Genomic DNA, 19,342 nt, shown 5'->3' with positions numbered 1-19,342 from the left:
AATTTATCTTAACATCGAGATATTTTTTTTGCAACTATTTTTTTATGTTTTTTATATGGGGTGATGTCGAAAAAAATATCTGTATGGGACGAGGCTTTTTAGTAAGATAAAAACAGGAGGCCGAGAGATGATTTCGTATTTGAACGATTTACAATTATCACTGACCGAAATTACCTGTAGCAAAGGCGATACGAGTGCTAGAAAAGAACGGCATAAATATTTTTGCGGAAGATTGTACGTAGGTACAAAAAGAATTATAGTAGAAGGAAACAAAGAGAGAAAGAAGGCACGAACATGCTTCATTTTGAAAAACTAACAGAAGAAACAGTGTACATTGCAAGTGAGATGGTTAACTCCAATAAAGAATATAATGTATTAGAGAACGGTTGTGAGACACGAACAGAAGCGGAAATTCGTGAAGAGTTTTGCTCTGGTATTGGTGAACATTACTTCATTAAAGCGGACGATACATATATTGGTCTATTTTCATATTTAGACCGTCATGACAAAGATGGATATCCATGGATTGGTTTATTTATGATTCACGGTGATTACCAAGGGTATGGTTACGGAACGATGGCATATGTTGAATTAATGAACTGGTTAGAACAAAAAGGAAAGAAAGCACTTCGCCTAGCGGTTTTAAAAAACAACGAAAAAGGTCGTCGCTTCTGGGAAGGATTTAGTTTTACATATGTAGAAGAAAAAACAACGCCAAAGGGGCATGTTGTTGACGTATATGAAAAAACAATATAAGTGAGGAAATAAGGTGTGTTAGGTGAAATATTTGCGTTACTAAAGCTTATTTTCATGGCTATTAAAGGAAATGTATTGTTGGGAATACCTTTGTACGCATTTATCATTCCAATCGTCCTAGCAATCGGTATTATCATTTATTATAGAAGAAAGAAAAAGCGAGAAAAGAAAAATCAGTATAACCATCCTGCCAAGGTAGCAGGATGGTTTATTTTTTAGTATAGTAAGGTTTTTGCGCTAACGGGCTGAAATCCCAAATCTTCAGCCGGAAAACTCCTTTACGACAATTGCTCCAACGTCGTCTTCTTCTCACATTTATAACATATCGCATACACATCTTTCTCCTCTTCCTCCGCTTGAAGAGGGCGCGCACATGTGTGACACGAAACCCCAACGTAGTCAATATATGCTTGAAGCATGTTCTCTAACATACGAAGAATACTACCACAATGCGTACATTGGAGTCGGAAGTTTCCTTTGAACGAAGTAGCGGTACAGCGACTTGAACAGTATGGACATGTAATCCACGTCGTGACGTAGTCTTTCAACTTCATGTCACGGTTGCGGGTGAAGGAGACTTCTTGCTTATGTATAACATTACGTGTACCTGGTTGAATATCAAGGTATGTCAGCAATAAGTTCACGCTCGTTTTCCCTTTTGCAAAAGTAGTACCACCGTAGCAAATTTCCTCATAATCTACAATGACGCATTCCAATAACGTATCACGTTCGATGTAATCAAATGCTTGGAGCGGAATTGCTTGTTTAGACGGTGTTACAACTGTTGTGAGAAGTCCTTTTCGGTCAATCGCGCTCCAAATAGAAGGCGGGAGTGAAGAAGGGCTTGATGTACAAATTAGGATGTGTTTCGTCGCGTTGGCAATAAGCGTAAATAGCTTTCGTTCATCAGTTTTCCATACAGGTGTATGTGTATGCTTGCTCGTATGTTTCGTTAGTTTCGCCAATGTGTATGAAGAGGATAGACGAGCATGTGCAAATTTGTTATCCATTACTTGAATGAATTTACCTCTTGCTCGTGTTACCGCTACGTTAATAAGCCGTTCTTCATCTCGATTTGTGAACAACACACCTGGACGAATTTGTGGGAAACTATCGACCACATCAAAAAATATCATGTCTTTCTCCGACCCTTGGAATGTATGGACCGTTGCAGCAACGATATTTTTGGGGGTTTCGATATTTTCCTTAATAAGTGCGGATAGTAGACGAGCTTGTGCTTTATATGGCGTTACAATTCCAATTGACGTAATGCCGTTTTTCATTGCCTCGTGAAGAAGTTCCATCGTCATAAGTGCCGAGGCGATGTTAAAACGATCGCTTGTCGTTACGTCTTGTAAAGCGACATTTGGTAGACGCTGAATATCGACAAGTGATACTGCTTCACCAGGAAAGGGTGCAAGGTCCGCGATCGCTTGCTTTTCTTTCACAGACGGATGATTACTTACTTTATCATCATATACATGATGATTCGTAAAAGCTGAAATAGTAGGATGCATACGTCGTTGCTTCTTTAATAAGAGTAAGTGCGGGTGTTCTTCGTCATTTTCGACTGCTTGAACGATTTTTGCATGGTGGAAAATATCTTCCTTTAGCCAATGGTTTACGATTTTGTTGTCGGCTGTTGCAATTGGTGGAAGTTGTTTGAAATCCCCACACACGACGATGCGTTTTCCGTATGTTGTCGCAAAAGCGATTTGTGGGACATATGCCATGCTTGCCTCGTCAACGATAATTAAGTCGAAGTCTTTTTCTGCAAGCGATGTATCCATCGTAATTTTTGTTAATGTCGTACCGATTACAATTGCTTCATCTAAGATATTTTGTTCGAGCTTCTTTCGTTCTTTCTTCTGTTCGGAACGTTCTTTCTCGACATTTGCAATATTATATGGATTAATTTTCGTCTCTACCAATGAGGGCTCTAGGCTCTCCATATAACGGTTACATAATAATGTTGGATGGCGAAGCATCGCCGGCGTACTACTATAGCCGTAACGAATAATATGTCCTTCTTTCCATTCTTTCTCCATGATTTTTGCTACTTCTAGCATGATAACATCCACTGCAGCATTACTATGAGATAAGACAAGTACTTTTTTACGGCGACGATAATGTTCGGCGACGATATGTGCGAGTGTGTATGTCTTTCCTGTACCAGGTGGCCCCCAAATGTACGTTGTTTTGTTATACCATGCACGGTAGATGGCTTCTTTTAAGGAAGGCATCGTTTCATTTTGTGGGTGTTTTACTGCTGGTTTTCCGCTTAATAAGGCGTGTATACGCTTTTGCTTATCACGGGGTACATCATCGAAGCGTTCTGCAAGGGTAAGGAGTAGTTCCCACGGTGCACTCATTAATTGCGCTTCATGGACAGTAGTGCCGAGAGATGCTTGGATTTTCACTAATAGATGTGTACCGAGAGATGAGATGAGTTGACCGTCGTATTCTTGCTCATGGTGAATGAGACGAATTGGAATATCATCTCGAAGTGATAATTCGAACGGTGATTGGAATAAGTAATATGTATCTTCTCCGATGACAGCCATACGCTTGCCGTTTGTGAGAGGATAAATATGATTTCCATTTTCTTTTATTTCTTTCGCTTCTAGGCGTAGTGCTTTTTGCCATTGTTGTATGATTTTTTCTAGCATTTATGTTTCTCCTGTATATATGTTAAAATATAGAAAATTCTGATTAAAAGAGAGGGCGATTATGACAAAGCATGTTCAGCAAAAGGTCGAACAATTAAGGTCGTTGTTTCCGGAAGCAGTTATTGATGGGAAAATACAAGTCGATGTGCTTAAGGAGTTGCTTGGTGAACATACATATGATTTTACATGGAAAGGGAAGCGAGATGCAATGGCGTTAGCAGAAGAAGCTTCTGGATTTCAGTTTGTTCCATACGAAGAGGAAAGTAAAGAGTATGCAAAAACAAACAATCTATATATAGAAGGGGATAATATTGACGCACTGAAATTGCTTCGTGAAAAGTTAACGGGAAAAGTAAAAGTAATTTACATTGATCCGCCGTATAATACGGGCCAAGAGTTCGTATATGATGATTCATTCAAAGAAAAGAGAAGTGTATACAAGGATGACCCATATATTCATTCGAGTAGGTTACATACGAAATGGTTAAATATGATGTATCCACGTTTAAAGGTTGCGCGTGATTTGCTTCGTGAGGACGGGGTAATTTTCATGAGTATTGATTACCGTGAATTTGCTAATTTGAAGAAAATAAGTGATGAAATATTTGGTGAAGAGAACTTTATCGATGTATTCGTCTGGACGAAGACACGCACCGCTCCGTCTTTGTCTGGAAAGAGTAGAAAGACGGTGGAGTTTATACTTTGTTATGAGAAGAAACGAAATAATAGTCGCTATAAAGGCGAGCAAATTGAGAACGGAGATGCCCCGCTTTTAAACAGTGGTAACAACCGAAACATATTAACATTCCCAGCACACTCTGTTTTATTTCATGTAAAGGACAGGCTGTATGAAAAAGGGGACTATGAGAAAGTAAGATTAATAGAAGATGTATGTGTGCAAGGTGGATGGAATGAGAGTCCGCTCATTGCAGAAGGAGAATTTAAGTGGAATCAGCAAAAGTTAGATGAGGAAATAGCAAAAGGGACGTATTTTCTTGTGAAATCTAAGAAATTCTCGATTCGTTTTCAACGATTGTCTGCCGAAGGGAAAACGAAGCCGCCAACGAACTTTCTTTCGGAGTATCAATATGACATCGAACTAAATAGTACGGTTGGAATAGGTACGAATGAAACAGCGTATAAGGAACTAGCAGACTTACAGCTAGAGAAAGTCTTTCATTATCCGAAGCCCGTCTCACTCATTAAATACTTACTTCGTTTCGTTACAAAGAATGATGATATTGTGTTAGATTTCTTCTCGGGTTCAGGGACCACAGCGCATGCGGTTATGCTGTTGAATGCGGAGGACGGAGGGAAGCGTTCGTTCATTATGATTCAACAGCCAGAAGAAGTAGAGGAAAGTGCTAGTGCATATAAGCAAGGATTCGAGACGATTTGTGAGATTGGAAAAGAGCGGATTCGTCGTGCTGGTGAAGCGGTTCAACAAGTGACAGAAATAGACAATTTGGACGTTGGTTTTCAGGTATGGAGGATAGAAAATTCGCGAGATAAGTAGAATTTATGTAAAAAAATGTAATAAATTATTTACTTAATCTGAAAATTCTGATTAGATTGAAGTACTAGAATAGGGAGGAGAGAGGACATGGAACTTATTCAAATATTACGCAGTAACATTGGAAAAATAATTATCGGAAAAGAAGAGGTAATCAATCTAGTCATCACATCTATATTAAGTAAAGGTCACGTATTACTAGAAGATGTACCAGGAACAGGAAAGACTCTCTTAGCGAAAACATTAGCAAAAAGTATCGGAGGTAGCTTCCGCCGCATTCAATTTACGCCAGATATTTTGCCGAGTGATATTACGGGGATTGAATTCTTTAATCCGAAATCGATTGAATTTGAAAGTCGCCTAGGACCACTTATGGCAAATATCGTCTTAGCAGATGAAATTAACCGTGCGATGCCACGTACACAAGCAAGTTTGTTAGAGGCGATGGAGGAAAGGCAAATTACAATCGAGGCAACGACACATAAATTACCAGATCCGTTTTTCGTTATTGCAACGCAAAATCCAATTGAATCACAAGGAACATTCCCACTTCCAGAAGCACAATTAGACCGTTTCTTTATGAAGTTATCTGTTGGGTATCCAACGTTTGAAGAAGAGAAGGCGATGATGAATCGCTTTGTGACGAAAGAGCCGTATGCTGAGTTAGACGCTGTCGTTAGCGTGGAAGATATTCATCGTCTACAAGAAGAAGTAAAGTATGTGAAGATTCATGATGCGATTCAAGATTATATTTTACAAATCGTTCATCGTACGCGTAGTCATGAATACATTGAGCATGGTGTGAGCCCACGTGCAACGTTAGCGTTAATGAGAGGGATTCAAGCGAGAGCTTATATGAATAACCGTACATATTGTATTCCAGAAGATGTGCTACATCTGGTTCCATATGTTTTTTCACATCGTATAGTTTTGTCATTAGAAGGTTCACTACGCTCTAATCAAGAAGATATGATCCAAAGTATACTGGATGAAATTGATGTACCAGTGGAGATTAGCAAATGATAGATAAGCCAGTTGCTATGTATCATGGTAGTATGCAGATATTTACGCAGATGGTAATGCCATTTTTGCTTTTTTGTGCGATTTTTCTAAAATGGAATTTCCTTATAGGGATTGCTATTTGCTATTATTTATTTGTTTTGTGCACACACTTGTATCTTCAATATATTGTCCGTTATGTGTATGTAACAAATAAAAAGAAAAGTGTACATCTTTTTCCAGGAGAGGATGGAGAATTATCGCTACAAGTTGTTAATGGATCACCAGTACCGATTGTGAATGCGAAATATTCGTTTCATCTAGACGCCTCGATTAGTGTAGGAAATAAAGAGTATGAGAGATACATGTCACTTGGGCAAATGTATAGCAGCTCATTTATCCAAAAACCAAATCGCTGTAATGAATATGCAGTACCGCTATCTGTAAGCCAGCGAGGGGTATATAAATTAGAGAGAGTCAGTTTAATGGTGAATGATATATTTGGGGTTGCGACGGTTTATTATCCATCTATTCCAAGCTTATCATCGGAAATAGTTGTGTTTCCTATGTTGAAAGTTGTTCAGAATGTGCACCTTTTGCAGCAAGACGTATATGGTGTTGATGCAACAAGTCGTTCTATTTATTACGATGAATCAGCTGTTGTTGGTACAAAGAAATATGAACGAGAATCATTTCGTCATATCCACTGGAAGGCAACTGCCCGGCTTGGAGAACTACAGGCGAAACAATTTCAACCGGTCTATAATAAACGGTTCTCTGTCATTCTTTGTTTAACAGATTCTAAATGGAAGTGTATACAACCCAACGTAGAAGAATTGATTTCTTATACAGCGTTTATTTGTGAATATTTAACGAAGCAAAAAATTACATATGAAGTATTTATTAGTATTGATAAAGGGAATAGGCCATTTCATCTTCCAATGGGAGGAGGAAATATCCATTTTGCGCATGTGCTAGAGGCACTAGCACGTATTAAAAATAATTTCTCTTTACTCCTTACATCTCCGTTTCTTACGGAGTGTGCAAAACATGGAGAACAAAATTCGACTTACGTAATAATTGGAGCACACGAAGAGGAATGTAGGGGATGGACTTACCCTTACTATACGGTGAATCAATTAGGACAATTAATGAGGGGGGGCGGAAGATGAATTATATTTACCAAGTGCTAACATATGTTATTGCGTATATTAGTTTTGGACAAGTAGATAAGTTGGGAGTCTTTTTTGTCTTCTTATGTACCAGCCTTATTTTTTTGCATGTTATGAAGGGGATTATTAGTAGTCAGCCAAATGCTTTCTATGTTCTCTCCGTTGTTCAGTTTGCTACTATGTGGTATTTTCTTTCGTTGTCAATTCCGTCTCTTTTCTTTTTCACTATCTTATTCTATATCATGTATGGAGATATACGGAAAGAACGTTTTCACTACATAACGGCCTCGTTTTTCTTTTTATGTATTTCACTTTTAATTGATGGAAGTGAGGCATACCTATTATTGTTCTCACTGTTTGGTGTTCAGACTGTGTTGTATTTAATGATCACAAGTAAAACAATATATGAACGTAAGTGGAAGTTAATTAGCTTAGGATTTTTGTCTATTTGTACAATTAGTGTTGTTTATGCATTACCTATCATCCAAGCTATTACGAAAGTAATCTTTCAACAACTTGCAGCTGTATTTTTTTATCTTCTCTATTACATTATGTTATTTTTAGGACCAATCCTTCCTATTGAACCATTAGAAGCAACAGAAGAATTTAAAGATCAGTTCGGAAAAATGCAAGTAGGGGTGGAAGAAGATGCCGATCAAAAGGCGATATTTGAACGATCAGCAGAAATGGAGTATATTTCGATTATACTGACGGTTATTTTCATCGCATTAGTTGCATATTTCATCGTAAAAAAGATGAAGAAAAGCAAGAAAGAGCTTGCTCTTTCTTCCGGTACTAATTCGCTGAAGGAAACGGTTTATTATCAAAAGGAAATAAAACAACGCCCACCGAAAAATCCTATCCGTAACAAAGTGTTCCATTTAGAAAAAAATATGAAAAATTCCTATGCAAGACGAAAAGGTGAGACATTTGAGCAGTGGATGAATCGTCTAAGGGAAATACAAAAATTCCCTGAAGGTTCAGATGATATCGCCCATATTTATAACCGTGTTAGATACGGAGATGAAACGGCAAGCAAAGAAGAAGTGGCTCGTTTAAATGAGTTTTATAAGGAGATACGGAGGAGAGGAAAAGATGCTCGTGAGTGAGGGCATCTTTTTTTCATTGAGACACAACGATAGGTATACCATTTTGTGATAGTAAGACAGAGGATATGAAAAACAAGCATTGTTCATAATGATAGAGAAAAGTGGATTTTTGTAGGCAAATAGTCATGTTTTTACAGTGACTACAGACCAAATGAACGATTAATGATGAAATTATCAAAAAAGTTTTGCAAACCCGTTGACAAAAATGCGTTTATAATTGATAATGATAATTGTTCTCAGTTAAATAAAAAGTAGCTTGCCACTACTTTTTGAATACATAAAGCGAGGTGATGCGTACTCCTTTTCAGCCGGTACAAAGAAAGTTTAACAGCCTTACATTCTCACAAGAGGCATACGATAATCGTGTAACGGTGACGAAGGAAAACGTAAAAGGAAGAAAGAAGTCAGCAACAATGTGCGTACAATATGTGAAGGCCTGCCCAGCGTTTCACATGGAGTACATGTATGTTATTCGATTTCCAGATGTTCGTTTGCCCGGCGAATATCTCCTACAAGTAAGACAAGTTCAGATAACAATCTCCCTTATAATGAATAGATAGTTATGATACATGTTTGTTGCCCGCATACATGTTGACGTAACTACAAACTTTTTTAGATGTATGGCTGCTGGAACGGATAATTAGCAGCAGCCACTATGAAAAATCGATGAGTCCCCTCCTCATCGATTTTTTTCTGTTTTATGTACCTTTTTTGCTTATGGATATTATTTCCGATTTATTTTAATTATCTTTTTTATTGACTTTATCTTTATGTTCAGATAATATTGCAAGTGAATTGATGGTGATAATCATTATCAACTACTGAAGTGGGGAGTAAGAAAAATGAACAAAAAACGTAGTTTATTATTAATGCTAGTAGTAGCACTTATGTCATTATTCGCTGTAGCATGTACTTCTGATAAAGAAGATGCAAAAGCAGCAGACACAAAAACAGTTAAACACGCAAAAGGTGAAGTGGAAATTCCAGTAGAGCCAAAGCGTATCGTTGATTTATCAGGTTCAACAGAAGAATTAATTCTTTTAGACAAGAAGCCAATTACAACGGCGAACACATATAAAGAGAAAATCCAAAAGCATCTTGTTGGTGATTTAGAAGGTGTAGATCCACTAGGATGGTACTGGGGCGACAAAGTTGATATTGAGAAAGTAATGGAATACAAGCCAGATATGATTATCATCAACAACCGTCAAGTAAAGCTGTATGATCAATTAGCAAAAATTACACCAGCAACAGTTGTATTAGAGTCAGAATTAGATGATTGGCGCGGTAAGTTCAAAGAAGTTGCCCGCTTATTTGACAAAGAAGCAACAGCAGATGCATGGTTAAAAGACTACGATGCGAAAGCAGCAGAGCTTTCTACAAAAGTAAAAGAACAAACAAAAGATGAGAAGTTCATGTTCTTAGCAGTAGCAGCGAAGAACTACCGCGTATACGGTAACTTCGGATACGGTGATATTCTATTTAATGATTTAAAATTACCGAACATTGAGCGAAAAGATGTAGACAAGCCATACGATCAAATATCACTTGAAGGATTACACGCATTTAATCCGGATCACTTAGTAACAGTTAACTTCGGCGGAGATGCTGATAAGTTAAATGAAGAAATGAAGAAGAGTGTTATTTGGAACAATATCAATGCAGTGAAGAATAACAATGTGTACGAAATTGATAACGAAACATTCAACAGCAAAGGTTTCAATCCAATTGGTAAGATGAGTGCATTAGAAGATATTGAAAAAATGTTATTAAAGAAATAATAAGACGAACGAAACTGTCCATGGGTTATTAACTCGTGGACAGTTTTTTCATCATTAGTAGATGAAATGGGTGGAATCATTTTTAAATTTTCTAAAAATGTTACAAAAGTGTGAAGAGAATAATAATTTATTGAGTAAATAATGTAAAAATGGTGTCGTCATATTTTGACATCGTTCGATTTTCGTGTAGACTACTTTAATAGACTATATTGTTTTAGAGGTGGCAGTATGATTCAGAAGTTCGGGTTTTCTCAGTATGAAAGTAATGTGTACGAAGCGCTTGTATGTAGTGAAGAACCACTTGATACAACGCAAATTGTGAAGTATTCAGGTGTGCCAAAAGCAAAAGTGTATGAGATATTATCCCGTATGGCAGACAAAGGGATGATTATGGAATCGCTATCAGAGAAGAAGAAATGTTATAGTGCCTTACCATTGCCGTTAGTAATTGAAAAGTTAACAGCAGAATTTCAAGCGAATGTAGATGAGTTAAAAAGTAGTGTATCGAAGAAGAGGTATGCAGATGATCGTGTCTGGAGTTTGAAAGTTGATTCTTCCATTCAAGCACAATGTCATGAACTAATTGAAAAAGCGACAACATCTATTAAAATCTCATCATGGCATGATGACTTTATACAGTATGTTCCGGCTTTAGAAAGAAAACAACTTGATGGTGTGAAAGTAGAGGCACTTGTTGTTGGAAAAGTAGAAAGTAAATTATCGAACATTCATTTTTTAGTGCCGGCAGATGAGCACCACCTGCTAGAACGTTATCGATTAATGGTAATTGATGATAGTGAGATTATCTTCGCTGGGGTAGAGGAAGAAGCGTGGCAAGCAATTAAAACAGCGTCACCACCATTAGTAAAATTCTTTAGTGAATTCTTCTATCACGACTTAGCCCTTATGCAGATTACAGAGAAGTTCTCATGGCTCTTAATGGACAACGAGGAGATTAAAGAAACATTAATGAGATTACGTTATTAAGAGAGCTAAAAAAGGCTACACTCATATGCTGAGTGTAGCCTTTTTTAGCTCTCTTGAACTGAAAATCATTAACATAAGTCCGGCAAGGAAGATAGTCGCATGTAATGGGAGTAAGACAAATATACCAAAACCCCAGAAAATATCTGTATAATAACCAAAACTAATTGGACTAACGTGAAGAGCTAATTTGGTTTGTAGTTTCGTTCGATTGTGATAAGAGAAATCATCTGTTGTCACGTTGCCATCTGCAGAAATAGTATGCAAGGTAAAATGAATTGTATTTAGTGTATCTTTCCATGATAGGGATTCATCAGGTAACGTCGTTTTATTCACTAACACAACAAATTGTTCTTCTTCCGTTAGTTTGTCGTGAACTGTATAATAAACAACATTGTTTCTTAATTCATATAGGTTATTTGGATCTAAATAGACATTTTTGTTTATATCATGTACATAAGGAAAATCCTTTAGTATATGATATTGACTGTAATTAATAGTAATAGGACGAGTATCTAGCATATCAACACGTTCATTATTAATATAGACGTTAATGAAAGCTTGAACAAAATAATTATTGTCTGTGTTTTTTTGGATGTTTGGATTGACAGGAACAGCTACTGTTTGGATTTTCTGCTTATGAAAGTGCTGTGTACGTTTGGAATAGTCATCTTCCATGACGTTGTGAATGGTATATCGACTGTTTATGTATTTTTCATAGGCGAATATTTCTAATAGTAATGGTATAAAGAAAGTTAGTGAAATAGTGAACATGATTAAACCGACGAATAAAATAATCTTGTTTTTCATACAAATCCCCCTCTGTTTTTTATTGTAGTTTTTTTTCTATTTTCCCGCTACTTTTTTGTTTGTACCTGTTCGTGCATGATATGTAAGTATTTCTATTATTCTAGTATGCAGAGAAAAGCATAGAAAAAGAGGATGTTCCAATGGAAAGGAACATCCTCTTTCTTTTTAATTTGTCACAGTTTCTGAACTCGTGCTATTTCGTGTGAATGAGAATATAGCACATCCTAGTGCTGCGATAACGAATAGGCCACCAACCCATGCGTTGTAATATACAGAAGATTGTTCAATGACAAGTGCTCCGATTGAAGAACCGAAGGCGATACCAAGATGCATACATGATGCATTTAAACCTTGTTGAATTTCTGCTGATTCAGGAGCGGATTGGATTAAATAGTTTTGTTGTGCTGGAGAGATTGCCCAGCTTAATGAACTCCATAAAATCATAACTGCGAAGAAAATTGGTAAGGCAAACGATGACATTACCGGTAATGAGAAAATAACGAATACGAATGCAGTAACGATAAATAGAATACTTTTCTTTGAACCTAATGTATCTGCCATCCATCCACCGAATCCACCACCAGCAACAGCGGCGATACCGAAGATGAAGTATGCGATTGTTACCCATGTTGCGTCTAAATTCACAACATCTTTTAAGAATGGTGTTAAGTATGCATACAGTGTTAAGTGTCCAGTTAACATCAAGATAGAAATGAGGTGGGCACTAATAATCTTTGAATCTTTTAATGTTGCAAGTTGTTGGCGTAATGGTATTTGATTGGCTTTCGCTTCAATTTTTTCGATAAAGAAATGAATACCTATCATTGCTAAAACGGTTAAACCAGCGACCAAGAAGAATAGTGCTTTCCAATTGAAGGCATTTGTTAATACTAAGCCAATTGGTACCCCTAGTACTAACGAACCGCTAATTCCCATGAAGATAATACCAATCGCACGAGCGCGGTATGCTGGCGCGACGATGCTTGATGCGATCGTAATAGATAGAACGACTAATAACGATCCACTTGCAGCTGATACGACACGTGCTGCCATTAACATCATATAGCTTGTGCTAAGCGCCGCCAAAATGTTACCTAATAAGAAAACGAATAAGGAATACATATACAACTGTTTTCGTTCCATACGAGCTGTTGTGGCTAATAAAATTGGTGCCGCGATAGCAAATACGACGGAGAACACTGTAATCAGTTGTCCAGCTGAACTAACAGAAACGCCTAAATCATCTGCAATCGTATCGAGAATACCACCGATGATAAGTTCTACTGTACCGACAATAAAGGCCGAAATTGCTAAAATATATACTTTGAAATTCATGTTACATAATCCCTTCTTCATATAGTTACTACTGTAATGGTAACTTAAAATAAAGGGGATGACAACCAAAAATTAATCTCGTTCTTTCGACTTATTCATACTGTATTTCGTTTACAATCTTTTCTTTCATAGTTATAATTTGGAATAGTGTTTGTTTTTTGAATAAAGGGAGGGATAGAGTATGCATACCATATTGGATGTGAAAGAAATTGCCTCATTTATTGCTAGATTAAACAACGAAGAAGAACATAGTGTAGGTTATTGTGGAACAAATGAGGAAGAGATAATTGATACACTTACAAATGAGATGGATATCGAGAAATACTTTGTCACGATATATGAAAATGAGGAATTAATAGGTGTATTAGGATTAGATGTAGATGAAGAAGCGAAAGAAGCAGAAATATGGGGACCATTTGTCAAAGAAGACAAATGGCAAGAAGTAGCGATAATGATGTGGCAAGAGCTACTCGTAAAAATTCCAATCGATCTATCTACTTTCTACGGTTTCTACCATAAACAGAATAATAGAGCAACAGAATTCATGACCTCTTTAGAATTTACTAGAGGCGGAGAACATTCCATTTTAGAAGTACACAAAGATGAGTTTGTACAAGGTACATATTCTCATATTGTTGAAGAATTAAATGGGTATACAGCGGACTTTATTGCCCTTCATGATAGATGCTTTCCTTCTACTTATTATGATGGGAAAGAGATTACAGAGCGTGTGAATGAGAATCAGAATGTCTTTTTATATGTAGAGAATGATGTTGTACAAGGCTACGTATATGTAGAAGCAGATCCAGAGTTCAACGAAGGAAGCATTGAATTTATCGGTGTGCATCCAGATTCGCAAGGGAAAGGCATTGGATTACAATTAACGAAGCGAGCAATTGACTATTTATTCTCTTTTAATGGAATGGAAAGTGTTAGATTGTGTGTATCGCGTGAGAATGAAACGGCAATTAGATTATATGAACGAGCTGGGTTTAAGGAGAAGAAACAGCTTATTTCCTTTAGTAAGGAGACGTAAGGACAGGGGAATATGGGGCAACGGACACGCTTGTCCCTTTTGTATGTGGTAGAGAGGGGAGAGCAAAATGAATAAGTGGAAAGTAATGTTCCTTATGAGTTTATTTATAGCAATCGGATGTGGAATATATTCATTTGCTCAATACGGAACAATTTTATGCAAAGAGTATGTCTTGTTATTCCTTAGTGTTATCTTTTTATTTTGGGGACTAGCTGAATGGAAAGATAAAGAGAAGGAGATGGCATATATTTATTTTTGTACTTCGATTGTAAATGCTATGTATTCCCTTATAAATATAATTGTGTGAAGACCCCTGCTTTTTTAGGAAGTAGGGGGTTTTTTATGTTTGCTTTTTCTTGTAAGAACATGCCGACTGTCTATCTTTATATCATATACAAATCTCTCCTTTTCTACTAGATAATTTAGTGTCTATCATTCCATTTATTTGAAGTTTTTGGCTACCTGTAAAGGTAAATAAATTATTCTTTTAGCAATTAAGGCAATAAAGTGAAAATTGCCTATTTACTTATTGACGGATGGGCTATTTATTACTAGTATATTTATGTAGTGGGTGAAAATATTGTCATTTTATGAAAGCGATATTATTTTTGCCTCAGTAGAGGTTTTCGAGAATTTTATTTATAGGGGAGAGTTTATCGTATGTGGAAAAAACCAGCATTATCTATTGCATTAGCAACTTCATTAGTTGTACCAACAGTACTTGGAACGACAGACACAATTCAAGCAGCAGAAGAGCCAAAGTATATTGATGTACAATTTTTAGGTATTAACGACTTTCACGGATCGATTAAAAATGCAGCTTACTTAGCAGGAAGCTTTAATCAACGTGAAGCAGAAGCAACAGCTAAAGGGGCACATACGATTCGTGTGCATGCAGGAGACGCAGTAGGAGCGAGTCCAGCCGAATCATCATTATTACAAGATGAGCCTACAATGAAAATTTTAGACAAGATGAATTTCAAAGTTGGAGCACTTGGAAACCATGAGTTTGATGAAGGTCTTGGCGAGTTAAAGCGTCTATACTCTGGTGCCGAACAACATCCGAATGTAAAAGAATACACGCAAGGTACAAACTATAAGTATGACGGCATTAGCAAAGACTTCAAACATCTTGCGGCAAACGTAATTGACAAGAAAACTGGTCAGCCAGTATTTGATCCATATACAGTGAAAGAAATTGGTGGCGTGGAAGTTGGATTTATCGGTGTTGTAACGACTGAAACACCATCAGTTGTTATGCCAGAATTCGTAAAAGACTACGATTTCATCAGTGAAGCAGATGCGATTAATAAATATACGAAGGAATTAAAAGACAAAGGCGTAAAAGCGATTGTCGTGTTAGGTCACGTTGGTGCAGAAACGAATAAAACAACGAACGTAACGACTGGAGAATTTGCAGATATCGCACACAAGATTGATGATGAAGTAGATATTTTATTCGCTGCACATAGCCATAAGTATGCAAATGGTGTAGTAGACGGCAAATTAATTGTCCAATCTCAATCACATGCGAAAGCATTTGCTGATATCGATGCGAAGATAGACCCAGCGACGAAAGATTTCGTGAAAGGTGAAATGAAAGCAGAGATTGTTGATGTGACAAAAGAGAGCGTTACACCGGATGCGGAAATCCAAAAGATCGTTGATGAAGCAACTGAAATTACAAAGAAAGTAGCTGGTAAAGAGATTGCAAAAGCGGGATCTGCTAATCCGGTTGGTGAGCGTAAACCAGAAGGTGGCGAAAGCTCATTAGGTAACCTTATTACAGATGGACAACGTATTTTAACTGGTGCGGACTTTGCAATTACGAACTCAGGTGGTATTCGTGATTCATTAAACCCAACGAAAAATGAAAAAGGTGAAGACATCTTCACGTGGGGTTCTGCATATGCAGTACAACCTTTCGGTAACCAAGTAAAAACATATGAGCTTACTGGTCAACAAATTAAAGACGCATTAAACCAACAATGGCAAAATCCAGCTCGTGATATGTTCCTACAAATTTCTGGTTTCAAATATACATATACGAAAACAGATAAAGGTACACACGTTGTAGATATGTTCTTACCGGATGGTAAGAAAATGGATCTGAACCAAACATACAGCGTAGCGATGAACGAATTCTTAGCTGGCGGTGGAGATGCATTCACGAAGTTCAAAGAAGGTAGACTAATTGAGGGTAACAAAACGGATACAGAAATGTTCGTTGATTATATTACACAGTTAGGTCAACAAGGCAAAACAATTGCACCAACTATCGAAGGTCGTATTAAAGAAGTGAAAGCAGGCGAGACGAAGCCAGAGCCACCAACAACAGGTGGAGAGACAACAAATCCAGAGCCGCCAACAACAGGTGAAGAAGGAACAAAACCAAAGCCACCAACAACAGGTGAAGAAGGAACAAAGCCAGAACCACCAACAACTGAAGAAACGAAAGATACGGTGAAAGAAACAACAGATGAGAAAGAACTTCCAAACACAGCAACGAACATGTATAGCATGATGGCTGCTGGTGTAGCTACTCTTCTTGCAGGAACAGTAGTATTCTTCCGTCGTCGTAAGCAACAACAATAACAGAAAAAAAGTTCTGCCATATGGCAGAACTTTTTTTGTTAGAAATGTGACTGATAAGTAGGTTAAGCAGTCGGTAAAAGAAAGGAGTGGCTTTTAAAACCACTATCTATAACGGTAAATTCCTTCTCTTGAATAAATAAATTGCTAGTCCGTAGCAAGCTGTCCCAATTAAGAAGAAAATCAAGGCTGGCATCCAAATATCTTTCTCTCCACTAGCGATGCTTGCGCTATCGAATAATGTGAAAAGCGAAAATGACTTTAATACATCAAATGATTCATTTAAGTTCCCAAGGAAGTTGGCCATATAGAAGAATAGTGTAATGCCACCCGATAAAGCAAGTGCTCGCTTCTCATCGTTACAAATAGCCGAGAACAAGATGCTGTATCCACCGATTGCATAGAATAAGAGGAAGCCACCGGCATTTAGTTGGAAGTAACGATTTATATCTAAGTCACCTTTTTCTAATGTGAATGCGCCGAAATAACCAACGAGAAAGTTACTTACTAAGATACATGCTAATCCCGTTAAGAAAACGAATATCATTGTTGTGATAATTTTTACACGGCTTGTTGGGACAGAGAGGAGATAAGCCATGCTACCTGTATCGACTAAACGAGCGATAAGTTTTGTTGTCATTAAGATGGTGAAGATTGCTACGATAATTAAGAACATTAAGCTGAAATATTGAACCGAGAGAAATCCTTCCAGTGCAGATAGTGTATTCTCATTCATTCCAAATGCCGATAGCAATGCTTCTGGATATGCTTTTAACATTTGATTCATTGCTTCTTCATTTTCCAACACCATCGGATATATTTGAACAATCATCAACAGGAATAATGATGTGCCGACACTATAGCCTATAATGCCACCACGATTTTTTTTCATCATCGTTTTGTATAATGTCCAACTCATTTTACTCCCTCCTTTTGATAGTAATGCATAAATAGCTCTTCTAACTCTGTTTCCGCCATATGCAAGGAAGTGACATGTACATGTGCTAATTGCTTTAGAATATCGTTAATATTGTTCTGAACCGTAATTTCAACTGTTTGTTTATTTATTTTTTTGATATGAGGTAAGGTGAGAAGTGTATTCATATCATGTTCTGTTTGAACGGTAATGAGAAGACGCTGTTTCTGCTCTTTGCGTAATGCTTCCATATCATTTGTAATGATAATTTCGCCGTCTTTAATCATCGCTGCGCGGTCACATGTGCGTTCCATCTCTTGAAAGTAATGCGAGCTCATTAAGATTGTTTTCCCACGTTCTTTTTCTTCTAAAATAAGTTCGACGAATCGTTGTTGCATAAGTGGATCTAATCCAGAAGTAGGTTCATCTAAAATATAAATGGCAGGATCATGCATGAATGCTGCGACGATAGCAACTTTTTGTTTCATTCCTTTTGACATTTTACGAATTGGTGTTGTTGGATCGAACTCGAATCGCTCAACGAGCCTTTGTTGAATAGTGGTATTCCCGTCACCTCGTAAGTCTTGAAGCATGTGGAGAAAGCTCTTGCCAGTCATGCCTTCAATAAAGGCAATTTCTCCGGGTAAGTACCCGATATAGTTCTTTATCGCTGTTGCATCGCTCCAGCAATCAAGATTGTTAATTGTCGCTTTCCCACTTTGTGCTTTCATGAAGCCGAGTAAGTGACGCATCGTCGTCGATTTACCAGCACCGTTTGGTCCGATAAAGCCAAATACGTCCCCTTCTTTTACGGAAAACGTTACATCTTTAATTCCTCTTCAAGATTGGAAAATATGAGTTAAATTTGTTAACTCAATCATGTCTCCACCTCGTTTTTGAAATTTTATATAACTGATATTTCATAATTTTATCCTACGCTTTTTAGAAAAGTTTGTAAATAGGTTTTGAAATGATTTTTATTAGATATTTCAAAAATGTGATAAGATAAAAGAGAGGTGAAGTGAATGAACGGATTTGAAAGAAGGACGAACGAAAAGAAGAAGCATATTGAAGAGACGACAATGCCCTTTTTGAAAGAGGAATTAAATAATATTAAAATTGCAGATATTGCGAGGCAGGCAGGGGTATCGCAAGTATCACTTTATAATTATTATGGGAACAAAGTTGGGCTTGTCGCTTCAGCACTGAAGCGATTAATGAACATGAGGTTAGATGAAATCACTCATTTGCTTCGTAGTGAGAAGACGTTCGATCAAAAGTTGAGGGAACTTATTTTATGGAAGGCAAAGAGTACAACGTTATTTAATCCGACGACATTTAAGCATATATATGAAGCGAATACAGAGTTTCAATTGTATGTGGGGGAATATGCGTCACAAGTTGGTTATCCGTTATTTATGGAGTTAGTACAGCAAGGAAGAGAAGAAGGGTGTATTCGTCCGAACATCAAGGATGAAACATTGATTTTATACGTTCGTATCATGCAAAATGTCTTTATGACAACAGATGAAAACCTTCAACAAGCAACTGCCGTGGCGGAAGAATTCATGGATATGTTCTTCTATGGGGTTTTACGACAAGAAGAGTAAAGAAACACACGTATTTTTGGTATAATAGGGGTAATGTAGGAAGAGGGGAGTTAAGGGACA

Annotated in this window: 18 protein-coding genes; 13 read left to right on the top strand and 5 right to left on the bottom strand. The window is 37.2% G+C overall.

Annotated features, from left to right (window positions below; all coding sequences use genetic code 11):
* Positions 1-127: 127 nt before the first annotated feature.
* From IEV41_RS08850 to IEV41_RS08840, 3 genes are read left to right on the top strand one after another with little or no spacing between them, the layout of a single operon-like run.
* Positions 128-316, top strand: coding sequence for a hypothetical protein (locus tag IEV41_RS08850; protein WP_188388025.1), 189 nt, complete (start codon positions 128-130; stop codon positions 314-316).
* Positions 295-756, top strand: a complete 462-nt coding sequence (locus IEV41_RS08845; RefSeq protein WP_188388024.1) for a GNAT family N-acetyltransferase — start codon at positions 295-297, stop codon at positions 754-756. Before IEV41_RS08850 ends, IEV41_RS08845 begins: the two co-directional genes overlap by 22 nt.
* A 15-nt stretch (positions 757-771) precedes the next feature.
* Entirely contained in the window at positions 772-975 is a 204-nt protein-coding gene (locus tag IEV41_RS08840) for a hypothetical protein (RefSeq protein WP_188388023.1), read from the top strand.
* A 59-nt stretch (positions 976-1,034) separates the two neighbouring features.
* Here the strand turns inward: IEV41_RS08840 and IEV41_RS08835 are convergent, their stop codons facing one another.
* Positions 1,035-3,425 carry a DEAD/DEAH box helicase gene (locus IEV41_RS08835; protein ID WP_188388022.1) on the bottom strand — a complete coding sequence of 797 codons (2,391 nt, stop codon included), beginning with the start codon at positions 3,423-3,425 and terminating at the stop codon, positions 1,035-1,037.
* A 61-nt stretch (positions 3,426-3,486) separates the two neighbouring features.
* Between IEV41_RS08835 and IEV41_RS08830 the strand changes: the two genes are divergently transcribed.
* From IEV41_RS08830 to IEV41_RS08805, 6 genes are all read left to right on the top strand, one after another.
* A complete protein-coding gene (locus tag IEV41_RS08830) occupies positions 3,487-4,941 on the top strand; it encodes a site-specific DNA-methyltransferase (RefSeq protein ID WP_188388021.1) in 1,455 nt (484 codons plus the stop codon).
* A gap of 87 nt (positions 4,942-5,028) precedes the next feature.
* Complete coding sequence (locus tag IEV41_RS08825) at positions 5,029-5,961, top strand: AAA family ATPase (RefSeq protein ID WP_188388020.1); 933 nt, start codon at positions 5,029-5,031, stop codon at positions 5,959-5,961.
* Positions 5,958-7,109, top strand: a complete 1,152-nt coding sequence (locus IEV41_RS08820; RefSeq protein ID WP_188388019.1) for a DUF58 domain-containing protein — start codon at positions 5,958-5,960, stop codon at positions 7,107-7,109. Before IEV41_RS08825 ends, IEV41_RS08820 begins: the two co-directional genes overlap by 4 nt.
* The gene (locus IEV41_RS08815; protein ID WP_188388018.1) at positions 7,106-8,218 is read left to right on the top strand and encodes a hypothetical protein; all 1,113 of its coding nucleotides are present in this window, start codon (positions 7,106-7,108) and stop codon (positions 8,216-8,218) included. Before IEV41_RS08820 ends, IEV41_RS08815 begins: the two co-directional genes overlap by 4 nt.
* 842 nt (positions 8,219-9,060) lie before the next feature.
* Entirely contained in the window at positions 9,061-9,999 is a 939-nt protein-coding gene (locus IEV41_RS08810) for an ABC transporter substrate-binding protein (RefSeq protein ID WP_188388017.1), read from the top strand.
* Positions 10,000-10,227: 228 nt separating this feature from the next.
* Entirely contained in the window at positions 10,228-10,986 is a 759-nt protein-coding gene (locus tag IEV41_RS08805; RefSeq protein ID WP_188388016.1) for a TrmB family transcriptional regulator, read from the top strand.
* A gap of 21 nt (positions 10,987-11,007) precedes the next feature.
* Here the strand turns inward: IEV41_RS08805 and IEV41_RS08800 are convergent, their stop codons facing one another.
* Together IEV41_RS08800 and IEV41_RS08795 are read right to left on the bottom strand one after the other, a co-directional pair.
* Positions 11,008-11,793, bottom strand: coding sequence for a PH domain-containing protein (locus IEV41_RS08800; RefSeq protein ID WP_188388015.1), 786 nt, complete (start codon positions 11,791-11,793; stop codon positions 11,008-11,010).
* Positions 11,794-11,958: 165 nt separating this feature from the next.
* Entirely contained in the window at positions 11,959-13,128 is a 1,170-nt protein-coding gene (locus IEV41_RS08795; RefSeq protein WP_188388014.1) for an MFS transporter, read from the bottom strand.
* A gap of 181 nt (positions 13,129-13,309) precedes the next feature.
* Between IEV41_RS08795 and IEV41_RS08790 the strand changes: the two genes are divergently transcribed.
* The 3 genes from IEV41_RS08790 to IEV41_RS08780 all read left to right on the top strand — a co-directional run bounded on the left by IEV41_RS08790 (position 13,310) and on the right by IEV41_RS08780 (position 16,759).
* Positions 13,310-14,164, top strand: a complete 855-nt coding sequence (locus IEV41_RS08790; protein ID WP_188388013.1) for a GNAT family N-acetyltransferase — start codon at positions 13,310-13,312, stop codon at positions 14,162-14,164.
* Between the two features lie 67 nt (positions 14,165-14,231).
* Entirely contained in the window at positions 14,232-14,471 is a 240-nt protein-coding gene (locus tag IEV41_RS08785) for a hypothetical protein (protein WP_188388012.1), read from the top strand.
* 353 nt (positions 14,472-14,824) lie between these two features.
* Positions 14,825-16,759, top strand: a complete 1,935-nt coding sequence (locus tag IEV41_RS08780; RefSeq protein ID WP_188388011.1) for a 5'-nucleotidase C-terminal domain-containing protein — start codon at positions 14,825-14,827, stop codon at positions 16,757-16,759.
* Between the two features lie 106 nt (positions 16,760-16,865).
* Here IEV41_RS08780 and IEV41_RS08775 read toward each other — a convergent pair whose 3' ends face one another.
* A complete protein-coding gene (locus IEV41_RS08775; RefSeq protein ID WP_188388010.1) occupies positions 16,866-17,675 on the bottom strand; it encodes an ABC transporter permease in 810 nt (269 codons plus the stop codon).
* Positions 17,672-18,505: an ABC transporter ATP-binding protein gene (locus tag IEV41_RS08770; protein WP_229722223.1), complete on the bottom strand. Its 834-nt coding sequence runs from the start codon at positions 18,503-18,505 to the stop codon at positions 17,672-17,674. Before IEV41_RS08770 ends, IEV41_RS08775 begins: the two co-directional genes overlap by 4 nt.
* A 192-nt stretch (positions 18,506-18,697) precedes the next feature.
* Here IEV41_RS08770 and IEV41_RS08765 point away from each other — a divergent pair, with 192 nt between their 5' ends.
* Positions 18,698-19,282, top strand: a complete 585-nt coding sequence (locus IEV41_RS08765) for a TetR/AcrR family transcriptional regulator (protein ID WP_188388009.1) — start codon at positions 18,698-18,700, stop codon at positions 19,280-19,282.
* Positions 19,283-19,342: the final 60 nt, after the last annotated feature.

It is taken from the genome of Priestia taiwanensis (assembly GCF_014638355.1).
GTDB classification, from domain to species: domain Bacteria; phylum Bacillota; class Bacilli; order Bacillales; family Bacillaceae_G; genus Priestia_D; species Priestia_D taiwanensis.
The sequence above is the reverse complement of the archived record's forward strand: the minus strand, read 5'-3'. Positions and strand labels throughout refer to the sequence as shown.